We start from the raw sequence: 26,088 nt of genomic DNA, 5'->3' as shown, positions 1-26,088 counted from the left end.
GGTTATATTTTTTTGAGAATGATTTTTTGATCTAGACTAATGATCATTTTTTGGAAAAGCATTTTTAATGAATCATAGTCTTCTGAAGCAAAAATACTACTGTTTATGTCTTTAGAAAAACTAAACTGAATTTTGTTACCATCTTTTAAAATATTCATCAGTAAAATAATAGAATTGTCCTGAAACACGTACTTTGCTGGTTTAGGAAGCGTTTCAACATCATACCCTTCCGGAATTTCTAAATTGACTATAATCTTTTCTTGACTTGGATAACCAAAATAAATTTCCATTTGTCTTTTTTCTTGAACGAAAGGATTTTTCGTTTTTGCATAAAACAGTAATGGATTGATAAATAACTTTCCGCCAATGCTTTCAACAAAATTATTAGTTTCAAAAGCAAAAGTTTCCAAAATTGGATCTGAAAGATTGGTGTTTTTATTACTTATTGAATAGTCCGAAATTTTTAAATCCTAATTGCTGCTCTAGTTTTTCGATATAATTCTCCTGATTTTTAGCCGCATTCTGAACTCTAAATCTGTACGCATCATAATCCGTGCGCTGAATTCTGATTTTTCCATCTATTTTCCGATTTGCATTTATTATAGCCACTATATTAGAAATTTCTTTTGAGGCTTTAGTGGGAACCAGATCAATTTCTTTCGAACTGCCATCACTTTTAATTAATCTTCCTTTCCAATTTAAGACATTCAACGGAAGAATATTGGGTGATGTATATTTTTTGGAAGCGTCCAGCAAAATTTGTTTTCCATTAATTTCTGCAGAAGCAATTAGATAATTAAATCCAGTTCTAGTAGGATAAACAGGAATACCATTTTCAATTGTACTAACTAAAACTGGATTAGCATCTACGCCAGCCAATTTGAGCATATTTAATAGTATGAAATTAATTTCGGCAACATTTCCTGTTTGTTCTTTGTATGCTTTTTCAACGCCTTTCTTTGCGAAACAACTATTAATCTCGTTCCAATTCATTTTATTTTGAACGAACTTAAAAATGATGTTGGTCCTTTCTTCTAATGATTCTACATTACCGAGCAACTTTTTTACATCTTCTAGAAGAAAATCTCTTTTACTAAGTTCTTTTCCAAAATTTTCATCTTTAAAAATTGTTGTGGCAACACCTTCCCAAGTAATGGTAAAATCTTTAACTGGCTGTTCAGGCATCCTGATACGTTCCAACTCATGTTTGATAACGCCTCTGTAATTTTCTAAATTATCAACATAAGGTTCTTCTCTTAAAGCGGGAATGTTTTTTCCTGAATAAAATGCATTAATTTGTTTGTAGCTCAATTTTCTTGTTTGCCCGTACTCGTTATCAAAACTCTGGGTTCCGCTTCCAAGTTTCGCGTCACTTTCTATTTTATTTTTCCCTGTAAGAATGGTTTTGTAAATATAAAACTCAGGAAATTCTGTTTTGTATTCAAAATAATCTACCGGAATATCAAATTGAAAAGCAAAATCGGGAAACTCTCCAATATTTTCAGATTTTAAAACGTATTTGTATTCTATAATAGATCCAACTTTGACATTTGGAAGTGTTATTGTTTTTTCACTCCAATATTCATTAATTTTTTTCTTGAATAATCCTTGGCTTTCAAGTTTCGTTTTCTGCACTTTACCATTTTCCAAATTGTACGTCACTGCATTCGAAAACTCTAACATATCTTCTTTTAAATTCTGATAGCCGACATAGTAATGCACTTTTTGATCTGCCCATTTCAGTCCTTCTTTTTTATAAATTTTAATTTTAAATTCATAAGTATGAACAGCAGAAAAACCTACTTTTTCATTATATGAAAAAACGGTTTTTCCTTTTTTAAATAAAATTGCGGCAGGAGCCGAAGAATCTACTGGATGTATTTTTTCTTCTAACTCGGCAATGGTAACTTTTCCAAGCTCATTTTTCTGAGCTTGGATATTTATTGTACTACAAAATAACGCAATACAAAACAGCAGAGATCTTAGCCTCATATTTATATGCGTTTTAGAACAATTTTTTCTGTTTGTTTAGCAATTACTCCTTTGTAGTATTCTTTCAGCATTTCATATTGTTCTGTACTGATAATAGCCTCATTAATCTGATTGACAACCATTAACTGCAAAACATTCTCATTTGCCAGAATATTAAACTTGAAGCTTCCCAGATTATTTTCCATATTGTAAGCAACAGCTTGCGGTAATGTTTCTACTGCAAAACCATCTGGAATTTTTATTGTAATATTGAATTTATCTTGAAATGGATAACCAAAATCTACTGGATATTCGCGTACCTCCTGTTTAAACGGATTTTTTTCCTGAGCAAAAAACAACATTGGGTTTACATATATTTTTCCTCCAATAATCTCTGCTAAGTCACCTCCTTTAAAGGAATAAGTTTCAATTGTTGGCGATAATAATTCTTTTTCGTTTGTTCTAGAATATTCGCTTACTTCAATTTTTCTATTATTATTTTCAAGTTTTTCCAGATACTCATCTTCTTTCAATTTTTCGAAGTTTTCTCTGCTAAGCATAGCTCTGTAATCTGTACATTGCCTTCTGGTTTTCCCTGTTACTTTTCCATCGGCATCAATATCATAATTCATAAAAACAATATCATTTGATGTTTTATGCGGCATCAAATCTATTTCTTGAGAAGAACCATCTTTTCTGATCAGTCTTCCAAACCAATTTAAAGTTCTAAATGGAAGAACGTTTGGTAAAGAATATTTATAAGTTGCATCTAATAGAATATAACCTTCTGGAGTTTCAACAGCAGAAATAACATAATTAAAGGCATTTCTGTTTGGAAACAAAGCAATTCCGTTAGAACGTGTACTTACCAAAACCGGATTGGCAGTTAAACCCGCAGAGCGCAGCATTGCAGTAAGCATTAAATTGATATCTGCTATGTTTCCCGTTTTGTCTTTGTAGGCTTTTTTCACTCCATTGTCGCAGCTAAAACCACTGTAGCCATTCCATTTTACAGTACCTTTTACATAATTTAAGATCGTCCAAATCTTTTCATTTTGATTAGTAGTTCCTCCTAGAATTTTTTTCAAATCTTCTTCAAAATAACCTGTTTTGTTTAATTCTGGACCAAAATCTTCATATTCATAAATTGTTTTTACAACAGAATTCCAATCGGTAGAAAATTCTTTGATTGGTCGATTTGGAAAACGAACTAACGATAATTCATGTTCAACACTTGAAGTGTAATTGTCTATGTTATTTACATAATCTTCATCCTTTAAAGCAGGAAAATCTTGTGCAACATAAGTAACTTCTGTTTCAACATAATCTATTTTATCGTTATAAAATTCTGTTCTAGAAACAAGCCCAGTCCCTCTTTCTTTACTATTTATAGTAAGACTTTTAGAATTTTTAGTGGTTGTTATTTTTGGAAATAAATATCCCTTTTGTCTTGGTTTAAAAACATAATACTCTGGATAAGCAACTTTAAACTCAGAATAATTAACCGGAATAGAAGTTTGAAAATCCCAATCGCGAATAATATTATCGCTAGGACATCTTATAGAATAGTGGTATTCTATAACAGAACCTTCTTTTACATTTGGCATGGTAATTTTTTTCAGACCTCTAAATTTAGAAAGAACCTCATCAAAAGAACCATCGCTTTTCAGTTTGGTTTTTTCTATCTTTCCATTTACCAGATTGTAAGTAACAGCATCCGAAAAAAACACTCTTTCTTTCAGGTTGGCATAATTGTAATACCAAACATTCTGATTCGCCCACTCGTATCCTTCTTTTTTATAAATCTTAATACGAGCTTCTACATCTGTAACGATCATAAAACCTTCATTCTGGTCAAATTCCATTCTAGATAATCCTTTTTTGTACAAAATGGCAGCGGCTGCTGAAGAATCTTTAGGATGAACTTTCTGCTCTAATTCTGCAATGGAGACTTTTCCTAATTTAAATTCCTGTGAAACCGCTTTGGGGGCGACCAACAGGATCCACGACAAGCTAAGTAGTTTAATAATTTTCATTGGTAATTTTTGGTTTGTTTTTGGTTATGATTCGCTTTAATTTTTGGTTAGTATTATTTTGGCATTATCATTTCTAGAAACTTGTTCCATAAATAAACGGTACTCATCATAATCTTTATTAGAGTATTTGCCTTTATTTAAAAACATCGATCTTTTATAAGTCAGTTTGTTATTTTCTTTTTTGATGATTTCGGTTTTGTATTCTCCAAACTTACCTTTGAGTTCGTAATTTGAAGGAAGAAATTCGATACTGAAACCTTCTGGAAGATTTATTTCGATTTCATCATTATCTAAATAACCGCGTTGAATTTGGAATGGATTTTTTCGATTTCTTATACGTTTAATATTTCCCGAAGACTGATTAAATGCATCAACTACAAAAATCATTTTATTACCCGAAATAGCACCATAATTTGAAGCGCTTAAATGAACATCTTCTGTAAAACGAATATTTTCTTTATCGTTGTTAAAAGTTATTTTACCCAATTTCAAATTATTGATGTTATCCCAATATTCTTTATAATGTTCTTCTTTTTCATTAGGCTGAAAAGTTTCAACTCTTGATTTTTGAGCATATTGACTTCCTTCTGAAACTATGGCTAAAGTTCCAGAAAAGTTTCCATCTTTATCAATTGAATAATTTCCTTTGGCTAGCTGTTTATTTCCTTTATCATCATAGATTTTAGTCCTAACAATTTCTCCACCCTCAGGTTTTACAACTAGAACATCTCGATCATCTGTAAAAACTCCCTGATATCCAAAAGGATCGTCTTGGCTCGTACATTCTAGCCAAACATAATTGTCACCTGATGGAATTGCAAGAATCATATGATTGCCCTGCATCGAAACAAAATCTGATTGAATATCTGTCTTATATGGATTTCCATACAAAATAGTATTGTAAGACGGAACATCTACAACCTGCAAAAGTGCTTTAGTGTAATTTGATAAGGCTTTACAATCTCCATAACCTAAACGGTCTACATCGTTGGCAAGCATAGGTTTCCAGCCGCCAATACCAACTGCAATATTTACATATCTGGACTTTTTCTGTACGTAATCGTAAATAATTTTAGCTTTCTTAATTGGATCTTTTTCTTCTCCAACAAATGCTTTTATTTTGACTTTGGTTTCCTCTGGTAAATTTGTTGTTCCAGTCAGAATTTTATCGCCATACCATTTACCAAATGCTTCCCAAGTAGTTGCTTTCCCGTCGACACCTTCCAAATGAAAATTTTCTAATCCCATCATCACTTTCGGAAAAAGGTCTCCATAATTTGGACTCATATCTTCCGGTTTTTGAGCCCGAATATTTGTCGCCACGTAACTTAATTGCGTATCTGTTTCGACTGTTTTCTTTATAGTAAAGTCTGACAAACGAAATTCTTTCTTTTTAAATCCTAATTCTTTAGGAAAAGTAACATTCAAAATACATTTCTCCACGCTTAAATAATAACCTCTCAAAAAATATTCTTGAGGTATAAAAGCTGTGTTTGAAGTCTCAACTTCACAATTATAAACAATCGTAAAAGGATATGAAATTGGGGTGTAATCTAAATAGACAACGCGATTATCAGAAAAAAGAGTGCTTCCGCTAACGGCACTTTGATCTCTAAAATCTTTTTGTTTTATTTTTTTGATTTCTTTTCCAAAAGCGTCGTAAACTATCGCTTCTATATTTTTTATTGAAGTCGATTTATCATAATGCTGATAGGCATCAACGTCATCAAAACCTTTCGCATTAAAGACCGATACGATTCTTTGCTGCTTTATATTCATACTTCTTTGAGAAGCAATAGTAATATCTGTCTGATCTAAACGGACTACAGCATTGGCATTATCTTTTATACTATCAGAAATAGAAAATACTGAATAATCATTCTTTTGTGCAGACGAATTAACGATAAAAAGGAGAAAAAATAACGCGCAAAAAAGGTTTTTCATTAGTAAGTTTTTTCTCCAAATATATATTATTTTGAGAAAATCTTAACAAATGTTTAGTAATTTTTTACTCTCTATTTTTGCTGTCTATTAAAATGGTAACAGGCCCGTCATTTAGCAGGCTAACTTTCATATCTGCACCAAAAATTCCAGTTTGAATTTTCTTTTCAAATTCCTTTTCTAATGTCTGAACAAATTTTTCATACATTGGAATTGCGAAATCTGGTTTTGCCGCTTTTATGTACGAAGGACGATTTCCTTTTTTGGTAGAAGCGTGAAGTGTAAATTGGCTAACAACGATAATATCTCCGTTAATATCTTGAACGGAACAGTTCATGACGTCGTTTTCGTCGCCAAAAATTCTCATTTTTATGATTTTACCAGCAAGCCAATCAATATCTTCTTGAGTATCGGCATCTTCAATTCCGACTAGAACTAATAATCCTTTTTGTATATCTGCTGTTTTTTGACCATCAACAGTTACTGATGCTTGGGAAACTCTTTGAAGAACAATTTTCATTTTTATTTTGATCTAATGCGGCGTAGTTTATAGGCCACAGATTACACGGATTAAACAGATTTTAAATTCTAGCGTTAGATGCACCGCAGTGCATCTCTACATTTGAATATGTTGTTTTTATTGGAAATTTGGACTCGAGCGATAGCGAACAGGCGAAGCAATTTAAAAAATTGGAATTTCTTTTTTTATTTTCTCGTTTCATCGCTCGCTGCACGATCTTCACCGTAAGTATCGGTTCTGTAATGCTCTTCATCACCTTCCAGAATTTTAAGATAACTGTTGTAGCGGGACCAAGCGATTTCATCTTTTTCTAAAGCTGCTTTGATGGCACAATGTGGTTCTTCTTTATGCAAACAGTTATTAAATTTACATTGATCTTTTAATTTGAAGAATTCCGGAAAATAACCGCTAATTTCGGATGGTTCCATATCCACGATTCCGAAACCTTTAATCCCTGGAGTATCGATAATTCGGGCATCAAAAGACAAATCATACATTTCGGCAAAAGTAGTTGTATGCTGTCCTTGTTTGCTTTGTTCTGAAATTACAGTAGTTTTTAAATGAAGACTTGGTTCCATTGCATTTACCAAAGTCGATTTTCCAACGCCAGAATGACCAGAAAACATACTCACTTTACCAATCATCATTTCTTTCAATTTGTCAACTCCTTTATTTTCTGTTGAAGAAATTCTCAAACATTTATATCCAATTTCCTGATAAATATGCTGTAAATAAAGCTGATCGTCTAAAGTTTGGTCGTTTAAAGTATCTATTTTATTGAAAATCAAAACCGCTTCAATTCCGTATGCTTCTGCAGTAACCAAAAAACGATCTATAAAACTGGTTGTTGTTGGCGGATTATCAATCGTAATCAGTAAAAAAACCTGATCGATATTAGAAGCAATAATGTGAATCTGCTTTGATAAGTTGACCGATTTACGAACGATATAATTTTTTCTTTCGTGAATATTATGAATCGTTCCCGTAATGGCATCCGAAGTTTCATCCAATTCATAATCGACAATATCTCCTACAGCAATTGGATTGGTACTTTTTATACCTTTAATTCTAAATTTCCCTTTCATACGGCATTCCACAAAATCACCTTTTTCAGATTTTACGGTGTACCAGCTTCCTGTAGATTTATATACGATTCCTGTCATTCTTTAATTTTAGATTTCTGATTTTAGATTCAACCTTAAAACCTCTGCAAAGATAAATGAATAATTTTAACCATATAAGTAATATAAGGTAATATACGGGAGGTGTATATCGAAAATAAAAATCCCCATCACTTCTTTCAAAGTAATAGGGATTTTAAAAAACAATCTAATTTTAAAATGCGTGATATAATAAAACTTTGAAATACTATTTTGTAAAACTAAAATTAACTTATATCACTTATATGGTTTAAAGAAAATTATGCGTTGAAAATTTTCTCTTGGTGACCAATACTTTCTTGGTGAATTGCTTTGAACATTTTCAAAACGAATTCTTCAGTAAGACCTTTTTTCTCACCTTCCAAAATCATTTTTCCTAAGATTTCGTTCCAACGGTTGTTTTGAAGAATCGCTACGTTTGCATCTTTTTTCACCTGACCAATTTCGTCAGCAACTTTCATACGTTTTCCTAATAACTCTAATAAGTTAGCATCCAAAACGTCGATATTAGCTCTTAATTTTGTCATTTTTTGGCTGTACTCATCTGTAGTATCATCCGTTTTTCTGATAGTCAAATCTTTAATGATTTGTTTCAAAGAGTCTGGAGTAACTTGCTGTGCAGCATCAGACCAAGCGTTATCTGGATCGTAGTGCGTCTCGATAATCATACCATCGTAGTTCAAATCTAAAGCCTCTTGCGTTACTTCAAAAATCATTTTACGATCTCCAGTAATGTGAGATGGATCGATGATTAATGGTAAATCAGGGAATTTATTTTGCAATTCGATAGCAATTTGCCATTCTGGAATGTTTCTGTATTTTGTTTTCTCGTAAGTAGAGAAACCTCTGTGAATAACTCCTAATTTCTCGATTCCAGCCATGTGTAAACGCTCAACACCACCTAACCATAAGGCTAAATCTGGGTTTACTGGATTTTTAACCAAAACGATTTTATCAGTTCCTTTTAAAGTATCAGCAATTTCTTGAACCGCGAAAGGGTTTGCAGTTGTACGAGCACCAACCCATAAAACGTCGATATCATGTTCTAAAGCTAGTTTACAGTGTGCTGCAGTTGCAACTTCAGTACCCATTAATAAACCAGTTTCAGCTTTTGCTTTTTGTAACCATTTCAAACCAATTTCTCCAACACCTTCAAATCCTCCTGGACGTGTTCTTGGTTTCCAGATTCCAGCTCTGAATACACTAACTTTTGAATCTTTCAATTCATGAGCAATTTTCAATACTTGATCTTCTGTTTCTGCACTACATGGTCCTGCTATCACAAGTGGGTGATTTAAATTGAAATCTTCTAACCACTTTCTCATTTCTTTCTTATTTTCCATCTTTATTCTAATTTACTTTTTAGTTGTTGTTAATCCGTTTAGTATTTCTTTTATTTTATTTGTGCTTTCCATTTCTTCAAAAATGGCATTATAATCTTCTTCTTTCAGCAAATCCCTAAACCGACTTAGGTTTGAAATATATGCTTCTAATGTTTCCAGAACGTGTTCTTTATTCTGCTTAAAAATCGGTGTCCACATGGCGGGCGAACTTTTTGCTAAACGAACGGTGCTTTCAAATCCACTTCCCGCCATATCAAAAATATCCTGTTCGTCTTTTTCCTTATTCATTACCGTTTTACCGAGCATAAACGAACTAATGTGCGATAGATGCGAAACGTAAGCAATGTGCTTATCGTGTGAAACGGGATCCATATATCGAATTCTCATTCCGATTGAAGTAAAAAGATTCAATGCTTTCTCCTGCAATTTAAAAGCTGTCTTTTCGACTTCACAGATTATGTTTGTCTTTCCTTGAAACAAACCTCTTATTGCTGCCGATGGTCCAGAAAACTCTGTTCCTGCTATTGGATGTGTAGCAATAAAGTTTCTTCTCTTAGAATGATTGGCAACCGCATCGCAAATTGGTTTTTTAGTCGATCCAACCTCAAAAACAATTGTTTTATCTCCAACTGCATCCAAAACTTTTGGCAAAACTGTTAGCGCCACATCTACTGGAACGGAAACAATTACAAAATCGGCTTTTTGCAAATCTTCAAAACTTCCTGCTTCGTCAATAACTCCTAATTCAATTGCCTGCTTTAAATGCTCCTCATTACTGTCGATTCCTAAAATAGTCGCATCAGGATAACGTCCTTTGATGTCTAACACCATCGAACCACCTATTAACCCTATTCCTATTACGTATACTTTCATAATTTTTTAAAATTCCAAGTTTTAAATTCCAAATTCCAACTAGAAAGGCTTCGACTTCGCTCAGCCTGACAATAGTTAAGGAGTCTTGGCTCTTGGTTCTATAATCTTAATACTAAAATCGGTCTATCGCTTCTTGTACTTTTTCTTCTTTCACACACAATGAGAATCTGATATATCCTTCGCCATTGCTTCCGAAGATTGTTCCCGGTGTAATGAAAATATGTTTCTGGTATAATATTTCGTCAATGAACTTTTCTGCTGATTCAATTCCTTCTGGTAATTTCGCCCAAACGAAAAGTCCAACTCCTTCTTTATACACTTTGCAGTTTAATTTTTCTGCTAGTTTCTCCGTCAATTCTCTACGGCGTCTGTAAATTTTGTTTTGATCTTCAAACCAAGATTTATCACATTTTAACGCTGCAATAGCTCCTTTCTGAATTCCGTAGAACATTCCGCTGTCCATGTTGCTTTTTACTTTTAGAACCGCATCGATAATTTCAGCATTTCCTAAAACCATTCCGACTCTCCAGCCAGCCATGTTGAACGTTTTACTAAGCGAATTCAATTCTAAAGCCACCTCTTTTGCTCCTTCAACCTGCAATAAACTCATCGGATTATCATTCAAAACAAAACTATATGGATTGTCGTTGATCAATAATATATTGTGTTTTTTAGCAAAAGCAACCAATTTTTCAAATAACGCTAAACTTCCTCTCGCTCCTGTTGGCATGTGCGGATAACCCAGCCACATAATTTTTACTTTCGAAAGATCTAATTTTTCAAGAGCTTCAAAATCTGGTTCCCATCCATTCTCTTCTTTCAAATCATAATAAACCGGAACTGCTTGAACCAAATTGGTTACCGAAGTATAAGTTGGATAACCTGGATTCGGAATTAAAACGTGATCGCCTTCATTTAAAAATGCTAACGAGATGTGCATAATTCCTTCTTTCGAACCCATAAGAGGTAAAATCTCATTATTCGGATTCACTTCAACACCAAACTGATCACGATAAAAATCTGCCATCGCCTGTCTCATTTCCGGTAATCCCTGATAGCTTTGATAACCATGTCCGTTTTCATCTTGAATTGCCGCAGCGACTGCTTCAATTACTGCTTTTGACGGACTCAAATCAGGGCTTCCAATTCCCATATTGATGATCGATTTTCCTTCAGACATCAACTGACGAACTTCTCTCAATTTTGATGAGAAGTAGTATTCTTCAACTGTGTCTAATCGTTTTGCTGTTGTAATCATTTCTATTTTTTATTAAAAAATGCTTTAGGCTTTAGGCCTTAAGCTTTATGCTCATTTTAACTTTCTAACTTTGCGGGCTTCTCCCGAAGCTTCGGGATCGCTCAGCCTGACAATTGGAATTTGGAATTTTAAAAAATTGAAATTTCCTCTTTATGGTCTCGTATTCTTATATTCTCCTAATACTTTAAAATACTCTGCCATGATATTTAATAACGCTTTGGCTTTTGCAAAATCTTCGTATTTCTCAAATGTCACATCTACGAAGAATGAATATTTCCAAGGTGTTTCAATTTTTGGAAGCGACTGGATTTTTGTCAAATTCAATTTGCAATCGCTCATTACATTCAAAACTGCTGCTAAACTTCCTCTTTTGTGATCCAATTCAAATTTGATTGACGCTCTATTGATTTCGCTTTCTGGCAAAAATGAATTTTGCTTTTTAATGATTACGAAACGCGTCATATTGTTTTTAATTGTTTGAATTGAAGACACAATAATATCTAAATTATACATTTCAGAAGCCGTTACACTTGCAATTGCAGCAATTCCGGTTAATTGTTTCTCCTGAATTCTTCTCGCTGTTTCAGCTGTATCTTTATCTTCAATCAATTTGATGTTTGGATATTGTTTCAGGAAATCCATACACTGCAAAAGTGCCATTGGGTGCGAATGAACTTCTTTTATATCTTCAATTTTCTGACCTTTTAAAGCCATTAAATTCTGCTGAATATTTAAATAATGCTCTCCAATGATGTGTAAATTATTCTTGTCAATCAAAGCATAATTCGGAATAATTGGCCCTGCAATAGAATTTTCGATCGCCATAACGGCCTGATCAGATTTTCCGGCAATAAGGCTGTCGATCAATTCTTCAAAAGACAAACATTCATCAATATCCACATTTTCAGAGAAATACTCCTTCACAACCTGATGATGAAATGATCCTTTAATACCTTGTATTGCAATTTTCGTTGTCATATATTCAAAAAAAAATCCTGATTTGCATCAGGATTGTATATTAGTTTTATTTGTCTTTTATATTTTTCAAATAACCATAGCACAATCCTCACTTCTACTAAAGAAGAAATAAAAGTTGTTGCTAAAATAAAAACGGTTAGTTGCCATTTTGTTTGTGTTATTTTGTAAATTCTCTGCGAATGTATAAATTATTTTTAGTGCACCAAAAAAAAGATTGCATTTTATGAAACAAAAAAGGATTTCTTAACAAATTTAGCAGGTTTTGTATGATAATATAAAAATATGGGCTTAAAATGAGAATATTGAATTGAGGTTCTGAGGTTCTGAGATGCTAAGGGACTAAGGTTTTTTCGCCACGACCCGAGCGATAGCGAATAGGCGAAGCAATTCAAGAATTAGCCCAAATCTCTGTGCAATTAAATCTAATTTCACAGATTACTACGTGTTTTTGTCATTTCGACTGAAAGGAGAAATCACACTCGTAAATCGACAAAGATTGGCAATATACTATGTAGAATTTCTAGTGTGATTTCTCCTTTCAGTCGAAATGACAAGATTGCAATTATGCAAACAACCCTGAAACCGGTTTATTCGAAATACCAATTTTAGCATAATCGAAATTCATTTTTTCTTTTAATAAAGAAGCGTACACACTTCTAAAATCTATTTCATATTTTAAATCGCCGTTTTCTAAGTCTGCAAGATTTGGATTTTTGCCTAAAATTGTTCCTTTATTATTTCCTCCTATAATAAACATTGGCGCAGCAGTTCCGTGATCGGTTCCGTTACCGTTATCTTTTACACGTCTTCCGAATTCAGAGAAAACGACTACTGTAACATTTTGCAATAACTTCGCTTCTTTTAAATCAGAATAAAAACTAAATAAAGAATCGTTTAAATCTGTCAGTTTTCGTTCGTGAATGGAAAGCTGATTGTCGTGCGTATCAAATCCGTTCAGAGACGTATAATACACTTTTGAATTTAGATTTCCTTTTATCAATCGCGCAATCCATTCTAGGTTTTTAGATAATTCTGTTTTCGGGTAACTGATTTCTGTTTTAGATTTTGCCAAAGCTTTCTGGATTTCATCTGAACCTTCGGTAACCGAATTGGCAATTTTTCGAACAAAATCTAAATGCGGATTTTTAGATAATGTCACATTCTCTTCTTTTGATTTTACCTTAAAACGATCTGGATCTTTTACCGTTATAAAATTCGGTTCGACTCCTTTTAAAGCCAGATTATCAATTGAATCTAAATTGATTCCCGCCGTTGCCTGATGTCCATTGCATTGCAAATCCAGAAATCTTCCGAGCCAGCCTTCATTTATATATTTATTAGAATCCGTTGCAGTCTGCCAAATTTCCTGACTTCTAAAATGCGAACGAATCGGTTCTGGATAACCCACATTCTGAATTACCGTTAAATCTCCGTTTTGCTGCATTTGGGCAAAATCCTTTAATGAAGGATGAAATGCCATTCCTTTATTCTTCCCGACAACTGCATCTTTATTTAAAGCAATCTTAGTTCGCAAATCATAATATAAAGGATCATCGTATGGAATAAAAGTATTTAAACCATCGTTTCCTCCATTTAACTGGACAAAAACAATGCATTGTTCTCCCACAACCAAATTGTTCTGAGAACCAAAAGCGTGTAAAAAATCAGGAAGTACAAGCAATCCGCCTGTAAAAGTTCCTGTCAATGTTAGAAAATTTCTTCTGTTCATGATTACTGCTTTTTAGATTAATTGATATTCTGGAAGTTTAGTGATGTAATTAAAAAGTCTCACCACTGCAAAATTGGCGTGTAGATCTTTGGGATCAAAATCGTATTTCAAAAGATTTTCCATATCTTTTTGAGCCGATTCGTTAACATTAAATAATAAACGGTCTGACAATTCAGAAATAATGGTTTTGTTATTTCCGTCCGAATCAAAAACGACTTTTACAGGAGTTTTTTCATATTCTGACTTTTCTTTTTCAACTCCGTTTACCATTGTTTTCAAAACTCTTCGGTTTAGGCTTTTTCCACTGCATAATAAATCGGCTGTATTGTTTCTTTGAAGATAAATCTGCGAAGTCAGCCAAGAATTCCCACCGTCCCAGCCTTTTACATTTACTTGATTGTACAAATCCATTCCCTGCTGTTTTATAAAAGCCATAATCGCGGCATCATTCACATTCTGAATTTGCAATTCGTCGCAAAGCTGTAAAATATAAACCAGCGGATTTTTGATTTTATTTCCAGAGTTTTCCTTTTTAAATTCTTCTGTAAAGATCTTAGTCAATAAAGGTTCGATTTCAAACTTTTGCTTTCGAAAATAATCCCCATAATAAACTACTAAATCTTCGGGCGGATTATCATAAATAAACCATTTCAGAATTTTTCTGGTAATGAGATACGGAATATTTTTTTGTTCGAAAATAATATCGACGAGATCATCTACTTTCCAGTTTCCCGTTTTTCCGAAATAGGTTTTATCGCTATTATCTTCTATATTTTTTCTGTAAACTGCTCCTTCATCTCCAACATTTAAACCAGCCAAAGCTTTTGCGCCGTTTTTAATATCTTCTTCGGTATAATTTCCAATTCCGATTGTGAATAGTTCAAGTAATTCACGACTTAGGTTTTCGTTTACTTTTCCTTTTTTATTGTCACCATTGTCGAGATACCGAACCATGGCATTTGATTTTAAAATCTGCTTGGTTAATTCTTTAAAATTGCCAAAAGCATTTTCACGTAAAATCATATTATGCTTATAAATCCAGTAATTGATTTTTACTTTTTGAGAAGTAGAAACAAAATGATTGTGCCAGAAACAAACCATGTTTTCGCGCAACGGAAATTCATCATTACGCATTTTGGCAATCCACCATTTTTTGAATTCGGCAGTCGCTTGATTTTCTTTTTTCTGAATTTCCTTTTTGGTTTCAGGATTTGAATTTTTGATGATTTCCCGAACTTGCTTCAACTCTAAAGTTGTTTTAGGCTGATCTTGCAGAAAGTCTGGTAGTGTTTTATCAAATTTCGAATTATAAGATTGCTTTAGAAATTTTTCTAAGCCGAGTTTTTCAATTTGCGAAGTTTGTTTTCCTGAAAAACCTAATCGTAAGGACCAAAGACTGCTTTTTTTCATCGTTCAGAAATTATTACAATAAGACTCTAGTTTCTTTTAAAGGTTTAATTTTTTAAAAGATACTATCCCAATAGCTAATCGGGACTAAGATTCTGAGGTGCTGAGATTTTAAAGTCTTTGGTAATAATTAGAACGGGGAATTTTTGGGGATATTGTTTTCACAATATTAAAGAATCAGAATCAAACATAGCCCGTGGTTTCAACCACGGGGAAACGTATTATGGAAAAGCATGTGTTCCCGTGGTTGAAACCACGGGTTATACTATTAAAAATTCATCTATGAATTCTTTGTTTTCATTAACATAAAGAAAATAGTTCCCAGTCTTTTTTTCATCTTTGGAAAGTCTAATTTGATTTCAATACAAGGAGTCGTAATAAAGTCATGATCAATTAAAATTGAAATTGATTTTGAAACAATATTATCAAATTCAATATCTTGATACTCCTCTGAATTTATATTATGAAAATATTCCAAACCGAGATTGTAAAACGCTTTTTTATTATGAAATGCTTTTTCTAATAAATCCATTATTTTAATTATAATTTAATTGAAAGTTCTAAGTGTCCTCCCAATCCAAGCTCTACAATTTTTTGAAGTGTCGAAAATTTGACTTCTTTTACGTTATTCTCAATCTTAGAAATATATGATTTTGTTGTTCCTGCTTTTACAGCAAGTTCTTCCTGAGTCATTCCTTTTTGAAGTCTCGCTTCTTGAAGCAAAACTCCAATTTTAAAATTTTCATAACCTGCTTCTAGCTCGTCACGTTTTGGCGTTCCAATTTTTCCGTAATGTTGTTCTACAAAATCTTCTATACTAACCAAATTTTTATTTTTCCCTTTCATAATCTTTCTTAATTTTCAACGCTTTTTTAATTTCTTTCTTTGGTGTTTTTTGAGTTTTCTTTTGGAATCCATTAGCCAGAACAACTAATCTTCCTTCATCAAAAAAACAGAACACCCTAAATATATTACTTCCTAGCTGGATTCGAATTTCAAAAAGTCTATCTGTATTTTCAATATGTTTTAAGTATGTTGATGGGATTTTTTCAACATATTCAATTACTCTTATTATCCAGATTATTTTTGCTTTAACTTTTTCCTCTTGATTATCAAAAAACTTTTTAAAATAATCTTTAAAGAAATAAACAGACCTAATCTTTTCATTATTATTCATAAATGACAAATATATTAAAGTTGCACCAAAGTACAACTTATCAATTCAAAAAATATTTAAAACCAGTTAAACTTCCTCTCTATTTGCAATATTTCGCAAAGCATCAGTAATAGTCACGGAATTACTTCCTTCATAACCTAATGCAATAGCTATAGCCTCTAACGTACTAGGATGTTTATCTGATGAACTAACTGCCAATCCATTTTCTAAAATTTGATTTCTTTGTATTTGAATCGCTAATGATAAAATTTCAAAATCTGATAGTTTTGAATATTCTTCTTTTAATTACTGCGCAATCTGACTATAATCTTTAATTTCCGATTTCATATTTTGTATTATTTTTACTATTAAAAAAACCAAATATAGAATAAAAAAAGCAGCTATCATTACAATAACTGCTTTTCATATTTTAAAAATCTAAAATCTCAGATCTAAATTCTAAAATCATTAAGACCCACACATCTCACAATCTTCAGGACCTGCAGCTTGTGCTTTTAAAAGCATTGCTTTATAATCCTCAACACTAATTTCCTCTGTTTCTGCAACTAATGCTGGAGCTGTTTCTTCTTTTTTATCGTTGTTTAATGTAAATTTAATCGCATCTACAGCCGCTTTTGTTCTTAGGTAATACATTCCCGTTTTCAAACCTGACTGCCAAGCGTAGAAATGCATTGACGTTAGTTTAGAATAGTTTGCATCTTGCATGAACAAGTTCAACGATTGAGACTGGTCAATAAAATAACCTCTCTGACGAGACATATCGATAATATCTTTCATCGACATTTCCCAAACTGTTTTGTATAATTCTTTTAGGTCTTGCGGAATCACATCAATGTTTTGAACAGATCCGTTATGACGCATGATTTCTTGCTTCAATGTTTCGTTCCATAAACCTCTGTCTACTAAATCGTGAAGTAAGTGTTTGTTTACTACGATGAACTCTCCAGACAATACACGACGTGTGTAAATATTTGATGTATAAGGCTCGAAAGCTTCGTTGTTTCCAAGAATTTGTGAAGTTGATGCAGTTGGCATTGGCGCCACTAACAATGAGTTACGAACTCCATGCTCAACCACTTCTTTTCTTAATGAAGCCCAGTCCCAACGACCAGATAATTCTTCATCTTTCATTCCCCACATATTGTATTGGAACTCTCCTTGTGACATTGGCGAACCTGCAAATGTAGAATATGGCCCTTCTTCTTTTGCCATTTCCATAGAAGCGGTTACGGCAGCGAAGTATAAAGTTTCGAAAATTTCTTGGTTTAATTTTTTAGCCTCATCACTTGTAAACGGCATACGCAACATAATAAAAGCATCTGCTAAACCTTGAACACCTAAACCAACCGGACGGTGACGCATGTTAGAGTTTTCTGCTTCTTGAACTGGATAGTAGTTTCTGTCGATTACTTTGTTCAAGTTACGAGTTACACGTTTTGTAACATTGTAAAGTGCTTGGTGATCAAATTGTCCGTTTTCGATGAACATTGGCAACGAAATAGAAGCCAAGTTACAAACTGCGATTTCGTCTTTAGATGTAAACTCCATAATCTCTGTACACAAGTTAGAAGAACGGATAGTTCCTAAATTCTTGTGATTCGATTTACGGTTTGCTGCATCTTTGTACAACATATATGGTGTTCCAGTCTCGATTTGTGATTCAAGGATTTTCTCCCATAATTCACGAGCACGGATTGTTTTTCTTCCTTTTCCTCTAAATTCGTAATCTGTGTATAATGCTTCGAATTCATCTCCATAAACATCATACAAGCCTGGACATTCGTTCGGACACATTAAAGTCCAAGTTGTATCTTCCTGAACACGTTTCATGAACAAATCTGAAGTCCACATAGCAAAGAATAAATCTCTTGCACGCATTTCTTCTTTTCCTGTATTTTTCTTTAAATCTAAGAAATCAAAGATGTCAGCATGCCAAGTTTCGATGTAAATCGCAAAACTTCCTTTACGTTTTCCACCACCTTGATCTACATAACGAGCGGTATCGTTGAAAACTCTCAACATCGGAACAATTCCGTTTGAAGTTCCGTTTGTACCGCGAATATAAGATCCAGTTGCACGAACGTTATGAATAGAAAGTCCGATTCCTCCTGCCGATTGCGAGATTTTTGCTGTTTGTTTTAAGGTATCGTAAATTCCATCAATACTATCATCTTGCATTGCCAAAAGGAAACAAGAAGACATTTGCGGTTTTGGAGTTCCAGCATTAAACAACGTTGGCGTTGCGTGCGTAAAGAACTTTTTAGACATTAAATCGTACGTTTCAATTACCGATTTTAAATCGTCTAAGTGAATACCAACCGAAACACGCATCAACATATGTTGTGGTCTTTCTACGATTTTTCCGTTTATTTTAAGAAGATAAGAACGCTCTAAGGTTTTGAAACCAAAGTAATCGTAATTAAAATCTCTTGTATAAATGATATGAGAATCTAAAAAAGCAGCATTTTCCTGAATCACTTTAAATACGTCATCAGCAATTAACGGCGCGTCTTGACCGTTTCTTGGATTTACGTAGTGATACATATCTTTCATCGTTTCTGAGAAAGATTTTTTAGTATTTGAATGTAGATTTGAAATTGCCACACGCGCTGCCAATTGTGCATAATCTGGATGCGCAATAGTCATTGAAGCCGCTGTTTCTGCTGCAAGATTATCCAATTCAGAAGTAGAAACCCCATCATATAATCCTTCGATAACTCTCATGGCTACCTTTACCGGATCAACAAGTTCATTTAAGCCGTAACACAACTTTTTGATTCTTTCTGTAATCTTATCAAACATTACGGGCTCTCTGTGGCCATCTCTTTTTACTACATACATAAGCTTACCTTTTATAGTTATTGAAAAAATGAAAGTACTTAGAGAACGAGCTCTGGCACTTAAACATTGCGTGTTTTTAAATTAATTTTAGAGAATTACCAAATTCTCAATAGTTACTCGTTTCAAATTCGAAAATCGAATTTAAATGCGTCAAAAAATGCTATTGAACCTGCGACTTGGGGAAAGAGATTCAACCTTAAAAAAATAAATCTGTAATCTTTTTTTAGCGTTACTGGAAGATCAGGCGCTAAAAGTATTTTGTTACCTAAAAATCTGCATCGAATGAAATTTTCTGAGCATCGCTATCGGTGTTCATCACACCAGATTTTTGATACTCTGCAACACGTTTTTCAAAGAAATTAGTTTTTCCTTGAAGAGAAATCATGTCCATGAAATCGAATGGATTCGCTGATCCATACACTCGTTCACAACCTAGTTCCACCAATAATCTATCAGCAACGAACTCTAAATATTGTGTCATTAAAGTCGCGTTCATACCAATTAAACTTACCGGAAGAGATTCTGTTACAAACTGTCTTTCGATATCTAAAGCATCAACAATGATTTCTTTAATTCTTTCTTTTGGCACTTTGTTTACCAAATGATGATTGTGCAAGTGAACTGCAAAATCACAATGTACGCCTTCGTCACGAGAAATCAACTCATTAGAGAATGTTAAACCTGGCATTAAACCACGTTTTTTCAACCAATAAATTGAGCAGAAAGCACCTGAGAAAAAGATTCCTTCAACGGCAGCAAAAGCAATAAGTCTTTCAGCAAACGAATCAGACTCGATCCATTTTAAAGCCCATTCTGCTTTTTTAGCAATTGCAGGAAAAACTTCCAAAGCATTAAACAATTCTGTTTTTTCAGCTTCGTCTTTTACATACGTATCAATCAACAAAGAATATGTCTCACTGTGAATATTCTCCATCATGATTTGAAATCCGTAGAAAAATTTTGCTTCAGCATATTGCACTTCGTTTACAAAGTTCTCAGCCAAGTTTTCATTTACAATTCCGTCAGAAGCTGCAAAGAATGCTAAAATATGCTTGATGAAGTATCTTTCGTCGTCATTCAATTTATTATTCCAGTCTGTCAAATCTTGGTGCAAGTCGATTTCTTCGGCAGTCCAAAAACTTGCTTCCATCTTTTTGTACCATTCCCAAATATCATGATGTTTAATCGGAAAAATAACGAAACGGTTTTTATTTTCTTGTAATATTGGTTCGATTTGTGACATGACAGATTCTGTTAATTTTTTTATTGAATTTTTACTGATTCAGTAGACTACAAAGATTGTCAATTAACGTCAAAAATGAAAGTCAAACTTATTCACAATTTGATGTAGTTTTTAACAACGTTAAATTTTTGAAACATTTTTCACACAATAATCAATTTACTGTAAATGAAGCATTTAAATCAAACAATTATAGCTTGAAGCCCTGTAAAATATAGACTTTTTGAAATAAAAAGCAAGAAATTACAAATAGTTTTAAAAAGTTTTTTTTGAGCTAAAACTTTATTTTTTTGAGTTAAAAGAAGTAGTCAAAATGACTATAATTTTGAATGCTGATTTTACGAATTTTTATGTTCTTCTGCTACTTTTTCAAGTTCCAAATACCAGTCTTGTCCAAAACGACGGATTAGCGCTTCTTTTACAAATTTATAAACTGGAACCTCTAATTCTTTTCCTAACGAACAAGCATCATCGCAAATATCCCATTTATCATAATTCACTGCGGCAAATTCCGTGAAATCTTTTACGCGAATCGGATATAAATGACAAGAAACAGGTTTCTTCCAATCTACGATTCCTTGATTGTAAGCCTGCTCAATTCCGCAAAGCGCAGTTTTACCATCAAAAATTACATAAGCGCAATCTTTATTATCAATAAGCGGTGTTTCAAGATCACCATCGGTTCCGGTTACCCAAGTTCCTTGCGCTTCTATTGCAGCAATTCCCTCTTTTCTTAAAAAGGGTTTTACTTTCGGATAAATTTCTTCTAAGATTTTCGTTTCAGCCTCATTCAAAGGCGCGCCCGCATCTCCATCAACGCAACAAGCCCCTTTACAAGCTGACAAGTTGCAAACAAATTCTTTTTCCAGAATATCTTCTGAAATAATAGTTTTCCCTAACTGAAACATGATATAAAATACTGTTATTTATAAAGTGCAAAGATAGTCAAAGAAAGCACATAAAAAATGTACCGCAAAGATTCGCAGAAGTTTCTCGCAAAGATTCACAAAGATTCTCTTTTTTTATATACTTTTTAGAATATTACTTCGTGAATCTTTGCGGAAAATCTTTGCGATACTCTGTGACAAAAACTATAATTGTTACAAATATCACTTTTTTAACAACATAAACATGTTTTTATAACAAAAATACAGACTATCGAAAAATCACCTAACTTTATTAACTACTTTTGCAGCAGTTTTTTAAACCTTAAAAATCAAAGCGATATGTTAGATATAGACCTTAAAGAAATCGTTACCGTTAGTATGGTGCTTTTTGCAGTGATTGATATTGTAGGTTCAATTCCGATTATTGTCAATTTAAGAGCAAAAGTGGGACATATAGAATCTGAAAAAGCTTCTATTGTTGCCGGTGCTATCATGATTGTTTTTCTTTTTGTTGGAGAGGGATTATTAAACTTAATTGGCATTGATGTACATTCATTTGCCGTTGCCGGATCTTTCGTTTTATTCTTTCTAGCTTTAGAAATGATTTTAGGAATTAGAATTTACCGTGACGAAGAACCAGGATCTGCTTCTATCGTTCCTTTGGCATTTCCATTAATCGCAGGAGCAGGAACTATGACTACATTATTATCGCTTCGATCTCAATTTCACACTATTAATATTATCATTGCGATTTTACTGAATATCATTTTGGTTTATATCGTTTTGAAATCTTCTAAAAAAATCGAAAATTTGTTAGGAGAAAACGGACTTGGAGTCGTTCGTAAGACATTTGGTGTGATACTTTTAGCAATTGCTGTTAAATTATTCGCTGCTAATGTTAAAGGTTTGTTTGTCTAAAATTTATTTTTATAAATTTACCCCATAAAATATTCTAAAATATAACTCTTAGTCATTTTTAAGGAGTTCTACTTTATTATTTTAGACCAAACAGAAACAATCTTATGAAAATTTTTACTTCAATCTTAGTGCTTTTAGCATTAGCTTTAATTGTTTTTAATATTACGCTATTAGACTTTAAAAATCCTTTTCAAGGAGACAGTATTGTAGCTTTTATTGGAATCGCCGCTTCATTTTGCGCTGTTCTGATTCTTTTGATTTTTAGAATTTCAAAAAGAATCGAGGAAAAAATGAATGACAACAGATAATATGTTTGATGTTTTAATTATAGGCGGAGGAGTTTCAGGTATGTCCTGTGCTCTAGTTTTAGGATCCGCAAAAAACAAGGCATTTGTTACTGACAAAAATATCGGAATTTTTACCCACCAGAAAAATTCTTCTTTACAAGAGGCAATATTTTATAACGCTTACGGAATTACACCAGGAAAATTAGGTTCTGAACTGCTTACAGAAAGCACGCAGGATTTAGCGACTACTTACCCGCATATTACTCAAATTGCAAACGAAAAAGTAATTAGAGTTGAGGGCACTTATCCTGAATTTACTGTAGTTACCAACAAAAATTCTTACAAAACAAAAAACATCGTTGTGGGAATTGGTTCTGCAAATACTTTTGACATTGAAGGTTTAATGCAATTTGTTGAACCTCACAAAAAAGCACTTCCAGAAAAACAACGTATTCAACTTAAAAATGAAGATCATAAAGTTGCTGATGGCATTTATGCAATTGGAACTTTGGCAGGATGGAGAAGTCAATTGGCAATTGCCGCCGGAAGTGGCGCTGCTGTTGCAACAGACATTCTTACTTTATGGAATAACGGCGTGCAAACTCATTCGCACGATAGTATTAGATAAAATTATTAAACCATATAAGTGATATAAATTCATTTAATCTATACTCAAAGTATAATTTGAACTTATATCACTTATATGGTTTATTTTTTTTGCCTTTATTTAACCGAAACGATTTCTGTTACTTTAATATGATTTTCGTCTTCGGTTTTCCATTTTTCTCCTTTTACAGAAACGACATCACCAATTTTTAATTGTTTGTAGTTTTGAGGACCACCAACATTTACAATACTAATTGTAGCAAAATATACCTCTTTATTGTCTGTTGTAATTTTTGCTGTGTAACCGTCTTTTCCTCCTTCTATTGATTCTACTCTTCCTGAAACTGGCGCATTTGCATCGCTTTTCATAGTTGTACAAGAGATTGCAAAAGCCATTAAAATTACAAGTAGACTTATTTTCTTTAGATTTTTCATATATAATAGTTTAACCGCGAAGTTCGCTAAGATTTACGCGAGGTTCGCAAGGTTTATTTTAAGTTTATATTATTTATTGTTTCAAAATTTATGCCAGCTGAACGCAGCTTCCAGCAATTACTTTCAAATTTTTACCCGATTTTTTCCAGACTCTTATGTACTTGAAAACTCCGTTAATTGGATTATTATCGTAACTTCCTTTTAATGAAACACTAACTGACACCACTGCCGTGCTTTCAATTATATTTACAATTTGATCAGAAGCTTCCAAAAAATCTATTTTCATTTTACCAGAACGATACGACTGCAAATCAAAATCTTTAGTTATGGTTTGTCCGTCGGGCATATTGAAAAGCAAATCATCATGAAGGATTGTTTCCAAAGCCAAAACATCCGATTTTTTAATGGCAGTTAGAAGTTCAATTTCTGCATCAATAACGGTTTCTATTTTCATGATATAAGAATTTGAAGTTATTTTTTCGGATTCAGAATTGTTTTAATCATGGCATCATCTTTCAAAATAACATCATAATAATCCAATTCTCCATATAGCTGACGAGCAAATTCAGCCGTGATATATCGGTTTACAAGCGCTTTGGTTTTATCCAATTTCAAATCTAAACCTGTCATTAAAATATAGTTTTTAAACTTTTTGAAATATAAATCTGAGTTCTTCATTTTATTTAAAAAGGTATTAAAATTATCTCCTTCAAAAATATCTCGATTTTTATCCAATTCTTCAAAAACAAAATGACCAACGATTCCTGTCTGTAATAAGTACGCAACATTCTCATTTCCGTGTTCTGCTTCCATCGGAACGAAAACATCCGGAACAATTCCGCCGCCACCGTAAACGATTTTGCCTTTTGGAGTTTTAAATTTTAATGAATCCGCTACTTTTATACTGTCTTTAGCATATAATTCGCCCGTTTTCAATCTTGCCTCAGATTCTTTAAAATACTCTTCATTTCCTTTTTTATAAGGTTTTTGAATTGATCTTCCTGTTGGTGTGTAATAACGTGCAACGGTCAATCTTACCGCCGATCCGTCATTGAAATCCATTTCTCTTTGAACCAAACCTTTTCCGAAAGAACGTCGCCCAACAATAGTTCCACGATCATTATCCTGAATTGCTCCAGCTAAGATTTCGCTTGCAGAAGCACTATTTTCATTTATTAAAACATATACTTTTCCAGTTTCGAAACTTCCTGCTTTTGTCGCATATGTTTTCTCTGTCGAACCGTTTTTACTTTTCGTAAAAACAATTAGCTGTTTATCTTTTAAAAATTCGTCTGCAATAGCTATAGCCTCTTCCATGTAACCACCGCCGTTATCACGAAGGTCAATTACAAGCGACTCAATTCCTTTTTGTTTTAATCTCGTTAAACCCGTTTTAAATTCGTTGAAAGTAGTTTCTGCAAAACGATTAATTTTGATGTAACCGATTTTATTTCCAAGCATCAAAGAAGCATCAACGCTCTTAATCGGAATAACATCTCGTTTTACTTTAAACTTAAGTTTCTTTTGTTCTGATTTTCTAAAAACCGTCAATTCAATTTCAGAACCTTGAAGTCCTTTTAATTTCGAAAATAAACTATCTGAAGGCAATCTTCTGCCGAACAATTTGGTTTTTCCCGCATACAGAATTCGATCACCAGATTTTAGTCCTGCCTTTGCTGAAGGTCCGTTTTCGACTGGTTTTATAATCGCTACAGAATCTTTATACATATAAAAATTGATTCCGATTCCGACAAAATCACCTTTCATACTTTCGGCAACTTCCGCTTGTTCACTTGGCGGAATATATACCGAATGCGGATCTAATTTAGAAAGTATATTATCAACCGTAAGGTTTACAATAGAATCTGTGTTTACACTATCAACATATTCTGTATTGATAAAATCAATTAATTTATTAAGTTTGGTTTTCGAGTAATTTTTAGCCAAAAGCTGGTCGTTTGCGGGAGCACTCATAAAGCTTCCTGCAATTGTTCCAAGAGCGAAAGTTGCTCCTATTACTATTGGTAAATATTTCGAATTAAATTTCATCCTCTTCTAAAACAGGAACATGTTCTACTTCAACACCTGCTTTTATTAAAAATTGAATTCCGGAATCATCACGATACCCATCTTTATAAACTACTCTTTTAATCCCTGATTGGTGGATTAATTTACTGCATTCCTTACAAGGCGAAAGCGTAATATATAGCGTTGCTCCTTCGCAAGACTGTGTTGATCTGGCTACTTTAAGAATGGCATTTGCTTCAGCATGTAATACATCCCAACGCGTTAATCCTTCTTCATCTTCGCAGCAGTTTTCGAATCCAGATGGAGTTCCATTGTATCCATCAGAAATGATCATTCTGTCTTTTACGATAATGGCTCCAACTTTTTTACGCTTACAATAAGAAAGCTGTCCCCACTCTTTTGCAATTCGCAGATAAGCTTTATCGTATTTATTCAATTTTTTTACTTCCATTA

25 protein-coding genes are annotated in these 26,088 nt (G+C 33.2%); 3 read left to right on the top strand and 22 right to left on the bottom strand.

Annotated elements, in window-relative coordinates:
* Positions 1-2: 2 nt before the first annotated feature.
* The 18 genes from LL966_RS20315 to LL966_RS20230 form a co-directional block, all read right to left on the bottom strand.
* Positions 3-410, bottom strand: coding sequence for a hypothetical protein (locus LL966_RS20315; RefSeq protein WP_229355777.1), 408 nt, complete (start codon positions 408-410; stop codon positions 3-5).
* 28 nt (positions 411-438) lie between these two features.
* Positions 439-1,992: a DUF3857 domain-containing protein gene (locus LL966_RS20310; protein WP_229355775.1), complete on the bottom strand. Its 1,554-nt coding sequence runs from the start codon at positions 1,990-1,992 to the stop codon at positions 439-441.
* Positions 1,993-1,994: 2 nt separating this feature from the next.
* Positions 1,995-4,007: a transglutaminase domain-containing protein gene (locus LL966_RS20305; protein ID WP_229355773.1), complete on the bottom strand. Its 2,013-nt coding sequence runs from the start codon at positions 4,005-4,007 to the stop codon at positions 1,995-1,997.
* Between the two features lie 36 nt (positions 4,008-4,043).
* Entirely contained in the window at positions 4,044-5,951 is a 1,908-nt protein-coding gene (locus tag LL966_RS20300) for a DUF3857 domain-containing protein (protein ID WP_229355771.1), read from the bottom strand.
* Positions 5,952-6,015: 64 nt separating this feature from the next.
* The gene (gene dtd / locus LL966_RS20295) at positions 6,016-6,468 is read right to left on the bottom strand and encodes a D-aminoacyl-tRNA deacylase (RefSeq protein ID WP_229355769.1); all 453 of its coding nucleotides are present in this window, start codon (positions 6,466-6,468) and stop codon (positions 6,016-6,018) included.
* A gap of 185 nt (positions 6,469-6,653) precedes the next feature.
* Positions 6,654-7,631 carry a ribosome small subunit-dependent GTPase A gene (gene rsgA, locus LL966_RS20290; protein ID WP_229355768.1) on the bottom strand — a complete coding sequence of 326 codons (978 nt, stop codon included), beginning with the start codon at positions 7,629-7,631 and terminating at the stop codon, positions 6,654-6,656.
* Between the two features lie 257 nt (positions 7,632-7,888).
* Positions 7,889-8,971 carry a bifunctional 3-deoxy-7-phosphoheptulonate synthase/chorismate mutase type II gene (locus LL966_RS20285; protein WP_229355766.1) on the bottom strand — a complete coding sequence of 361 codons (1,083 nt, stop codon included), beginning with the start codon at positions 8,969-8,971 and terminating at the stop codon, positions 7,889-7,891.
* Between the two features lie 12 nt (positions 8,972-8,983).
* Positions 8,984-9,844, bottom strand: a complete 861-nt coding sequence (locus LL966_RS20280; RefSeq protein ID WP_229355764.1) for a prephenate dehydrogenase — start codon at positions 9,842-9,844, stop codon at positions 8,984-8,986.
* Positions 9,845-9,956: 112 nt separating this feature from the next.
* Positions 9,957-11,102 (bottom strand): pyridoxal phosphate-dependent aminotransferase, encoded by a 1,146-nt coding sequence (locus LL966_RS20275; RefSeq protein WP_229355762.1) that lies wholly within the window; start codon positions 11,100-11,102, stop codon positions 9,957-9,959.
* A 150-nt stretch (positions 11,103-11,252) separates the two neighbouring features.
* Positions 11,253-12,080, bottom strand: a complete 828-nt coding sequence (locus LL966_RS20270) for a prephenate dehydratase (protein ID WP_229355760.1) — start codon at positions 12,078-12,080, stop codon at positions 11,253-11,255.
* A 562-nt stretch (positions 12,081-12,642) separates the two neighbouring features.
* Positions 12,643-13,809, bottom strand: coding sequence for a DUF1501 domain-containing protein (locus tag LL966_RS20265; RefSeq protein WP_229355758.1), 1,167 nt, complete (start codon positions 13,807-13,809; stop codon positions 12,643-12,645).
* Positions 13,810-13,821: 12 nt separating this feature from the next.
* Entirely contained in the window at positions 13,822-15,219 is a 1,398-nt protein-coding gene (locus LL966_RS20260; RefSeq protein ID WP_229355756.1) for a DUF1800 domain-containing protein, read from the bottom strand.
* Positions 15,220-15,496: 277 nt separating this feature from the next.
* Positions 15,497-15,748 (bottom strand): hypothetical protein, encoded by a 252-nt coding sequence (locus tag LL966_RS20255; protein WP_229355754.1) that lies wholly within the window; start codon positions 15,746-15,748, stop codon positions 15,497-15,499.
* Between the two features lie 8 nt (positions 15,749-15,756).
* On the bottom strand, positions 15,757-16,062 hold the full coding sequence (locus LL966_RS20250; protein WP_229355752.1) for a helix-turn-helix domain-containing protein: 306 nt from the start codon (positions 16,060-16,062) through the stop codon (positions 15,757-15,759).
* Complete coding sequence (locus tag LL966_RS20245) at positions 16,046-16,393, bottom strand: type II toxin-antitoxin system RelE/ParE family toxin (protein ID WP_229355750.1); 348 nt, start codon at positions 16,391-16,393, stop codon at positions 16,046-16,048. Before LL966_RS20245 ends, LL966_RS20250 begins: the two co-directional genes overlap by 17 nt.
* Before the next feature lie 447 nt (positions 16,394-16,840).
* A complete protein-coding gene (locus tag LL966_RS20240) occupies positions 16,841-19,234 on the bottom strand; it encodes a ribonucleoside-diphosphate reductase subunit alpha (RefSeq protein WP_229355749.1) in 2,394 nt (797 codons plus the stop codon).
* Positions 19,235-19,499: 265 nt separating this feature from the next.
* Positions 19,500-20,477: a ribonucleotide-diphosphate reductase subunit beta gene (locus LL966_RS20235; RefSeq protein WP_229355748.1), complete on the bottom strand. Its 978-nt coding sequence runs from the start codon at positions 20,475-20,477 to the stop codon at positions 19,500-19,502.
* 335 nt (positions 20,478-20,812) lie between these two features.
* On the bottom strand, positions 20,813-21,382 hold the full coding sequence (locus tag LL966_RS20230) for a DUF3109 family protein (protein WP_229355747.1): 570 nt from the start codon (positions 21,380-21,382) through the stop codon (positions 20,813-20,815).
* Positions 21,383-21,700: 318 nt separating this feature from the next.
* On the opposite strand from LL966_RS20230, the gene LL966_RS20225 reads away from it, so the two are divergent.
* From LL966_RS20225 to LL966_RS20215, 3 genes are all read left to right on the top strand, one after another.
* Positions 21,701-22,279 (top strand): MarC family protein, encoded by a 579-nt coding sequence (locus LL966_RS20225; RefSeq protein WP_229355746.1) that lies wholly within the window; start codon positions 21,701-21,703, stop codon positions 22,277-22,279.
* Between the two features lie 104 nt (positions 22,280-22,383).
* The gene (locus LL966_RS20220) at positions 22,384-22,587 is read left to right on the top strand and encodes a hypothetical protein (RefSeq protein ID WP_095954910.1); all 204 of its coding nucleotides are present in this window, start codon (positions 22,384-22,386) and stop codon (positions 22,585-22,587) included.
* A 1-nt stretch (position 22,588) separates the two neighbouring features.
* Positions 22,589-23,194 carry an FAD-dependent oxidoreductase gene (locus tag LL966_RS20215; protein WP_229355819.1) on the top strand — a complete coding sequence of 202 codons (606 nt, stop codon included), beginning with the start codon at positions 22,589-22,591 and terminating at the stop codon, positions 23,192-23,194.
* A gap of 95 nt (positions 23,195-23,289) precedes the next feature.
* On the opposite strand, the gene LL966_RS20210 is transcribed toward LL966_RS20215, so the two are convergent.
* The 4 genes from LL966_RS20210 to LL966_RS20195 form a co-directional block, all read right to left on the bottom strand.
* Positions 23,290-23,607 carry a hypothetical protein gene (locus tag LL966_RS20210; RefSeq protein ID WP_229355745.1) on the bottom strand — a complete coding sequence of 106 codons (318 nt, stop codon included), beginning with the start codon at positions 23,605-23,607 and terminating at the stop codon, positions 23,290-23,292.
* A gap of 88 nt (positions 23,608-23,695) precedes the next feature.
* Positions 23,696-24,061, bottom strand: coding sequence for a nuclear transport factor 2 family protein (locus LL966_RS20205; RefSeq protein ID WP_229355744.1), 366 nt, complete (start codon positions 24,059-24,061; stop codon positions 23,696-23,698).
* Positions 24,062-24,078: 17 nt separating this feature from the next.
* Complete coding sequence (locus LL966_RS20200) at positions 24,079-25,656, bottom strand: S41 family peptidase (protein WP_229355742.1); 1,578 nt, start codon at positions 25,654-25,656, stop codon at positions 24,079-24,081.
* Entirely contained in the window at positions 25,646-26,086 is a 441-nt protein-coding gene (locus LL966_RS20195) for a deoxycytidylate deaminase (protein ID WP_229355740.1), read from the bottom strand. The genes LL966_RS20200 and LL966_RS20195 overlap by 11 nt, the downstream gene beginning before the upstream one ends.
* Between the last annotated feature and the right edge of the window lie 2 nt (positions 26,087-26,088).

The organism is Flavobacterium chungbukense, assembly GCF_020805785.1.
GTDB classification, from domain to species: Bacteria; Bacteroidota; Bacteroidia; order Flavobacteriales; family Flavobacteriaceae; genus Flavobacterium; species Flavobacterium chungbukense.
This window is presented reverse-complemented; position numbering and strand designations above follow the sequence as displayed.

Coding starts and splice junctions, on each gene's coding strand:
- LL966_RS20245 (WP_229355750.1), bottom strand. CDS start 16,393: ATGAATAATAATGAAAAGATTAGGTCTGTTTATTTCTTTAAAGATTAT.
- LL966_RS20210 (WP_229355745.1), bottom strand. CDS start 23,607: ATGAAAAATCTAAAGAAAATAAGTCTACTTGTAATTTTAATGGCTTTT.
- LL966_RS20215 (WP_229355819.1), top strand. CDS start 22,589: ATGTTTGATGTTTTAATTATAGGCGGAGGAGTTTCAGGTATGTCCTGT.
- LL966_RS20235 (WP_229355748.1), bottom strand. CDS start 20,477: ATGTCACAAATCGAACCAATATTACAAGAAAATAAAAACCGTTTCGTT.
- LL966_RS20305 (WP_229355773.1), bottom strand. CDS start 4,007: ATGAAAATTATTAAACTACTTAGCTTGTCGTGGATCCTGTTGGTCGCC.
- LL966_RS20200 (WP_229355742.1), bottom strand. CDS start 25,656: ATGAAATTTAATTCGAAATATTTACCAATAGTAATAGGAGCAACTTTC.
- LL966_RS20205 (WP_229355744.1), bottom strand. CDS start 24,061: ATGAAAATAGAAACCGTTATTGATGCAGAAATTGAACTTCTAACTGCC.
- LL966_RS20260 (WP_229355756.1), bottom strand. CDS start 15,219: ATGAAAAAAAGCAGTCTTTGGTCCTTACGATTAGGTTTTTCAGGAAAA.
- LL966_RS20275 (WP_229355762.1), bottom strand. CDS start 11,102: ATGATTACAACAGCAAAACGATTAGACACAGTTGAAGAATACTACTTC.
- LL966_RS20195 (WP_229355740.1), bottom strand. CDS start 26,086: ATGGAAGTAAAAAAATTGAATAAATACGATAAAGCTTATCTGCGAATT.
- LL966_RS20230 (WP_229355747.1), bottom strand. CDS start 21,382: ATGTTTCAGTTAGGGAAAACTATTATTTCAGAAGATATTCTGGAAAAA.
- dtd (WP_229355769.1), bottom strand. CDS start 6,468: ATGAAAATTGTTCTTCAAAGAGTTTCCCAAGCATCAGTAACTGTTGAT.
- LL966_RS20310 (WP_229355775.1), bottom strand. CDS start 1,992: ATGAGGCTAAGATCTCTGCTGTTTTGTATTGCGTTATTTTGTAGTACA.
- LL966_RS20280 (WP_229355764.1), bottom strand. CDS start 9,844: ATGAAAGTATACGTAATAGGAATAGGGTTAATAGGTGGTTCGATGGTG.
- LL966_RS20255 (WP_229355754.1), bottom strand. CDS start 15,748: ATGGATTTATTAGAAAAAGCATTTCATAATAAAAAAGCGTTTTACAAT.
- rsgA (WP_229355768.1), bottom strand. CDS start 7,631: ATGACAGGAATCGTATATAAATCTACAGGAAGCTGGTACACCGTAAAA.
- LL966_RS20225 (WP_229355746.1), top strand. CDS start 21,701: ATGTTAGATATAGACCTTAAAGAAATCGTTACCGTTAGTATGGTGCTT.
- LL966_RS20270 (WP_229355760.1), bottom strand. CDS start 12,080: ATGACAACGAAAATTGCAATACAAGGTATTAAAGGATCATTTCATCAT.
- LL966_RS20250 (WP_229355752.1), bottom strand. CDS start 16,062: ATGAAAGGGAAAAATAAAAATTTGGTTAGTATAGAAGATTTTGTAGAA.
- LL966_RS20265 (WP_229355758.1), bottom strand. CDS start 13,809: ATGAACAGAAGAAATTTTCTAACATTGACAGGAACTTTTACAGGCGGA.
- LL966_RS20300 (WP_229355771.1), bottom strand. CDS start 5,951: ATGAAAAACCTTTTTTGCGCGTTATTTTTTCTCCTTTTTATCGTTAAT.
- LL966_RS20220 (WP_095954910.1), top strand. CDS start 22,384: ATGAAAATTTTTACTTCAATCTTAGTGCTTTTAGCATTAGCTTTAATT.
- LL966_RS20285 (WP_229355766.1), bottom strand. CDS start 8,971: ATGGAAAATAAGAAAGAAATGAGAAAGTGGTTAGAAGATTTCAATTTA.
- LL966_RS20240 (WP_229355749.1), bottom strand. CDS start 19,234: ATGTATGTAGTAAAAAGAGATGGCCACAGAGAGCCCGTAATGTTTGAT.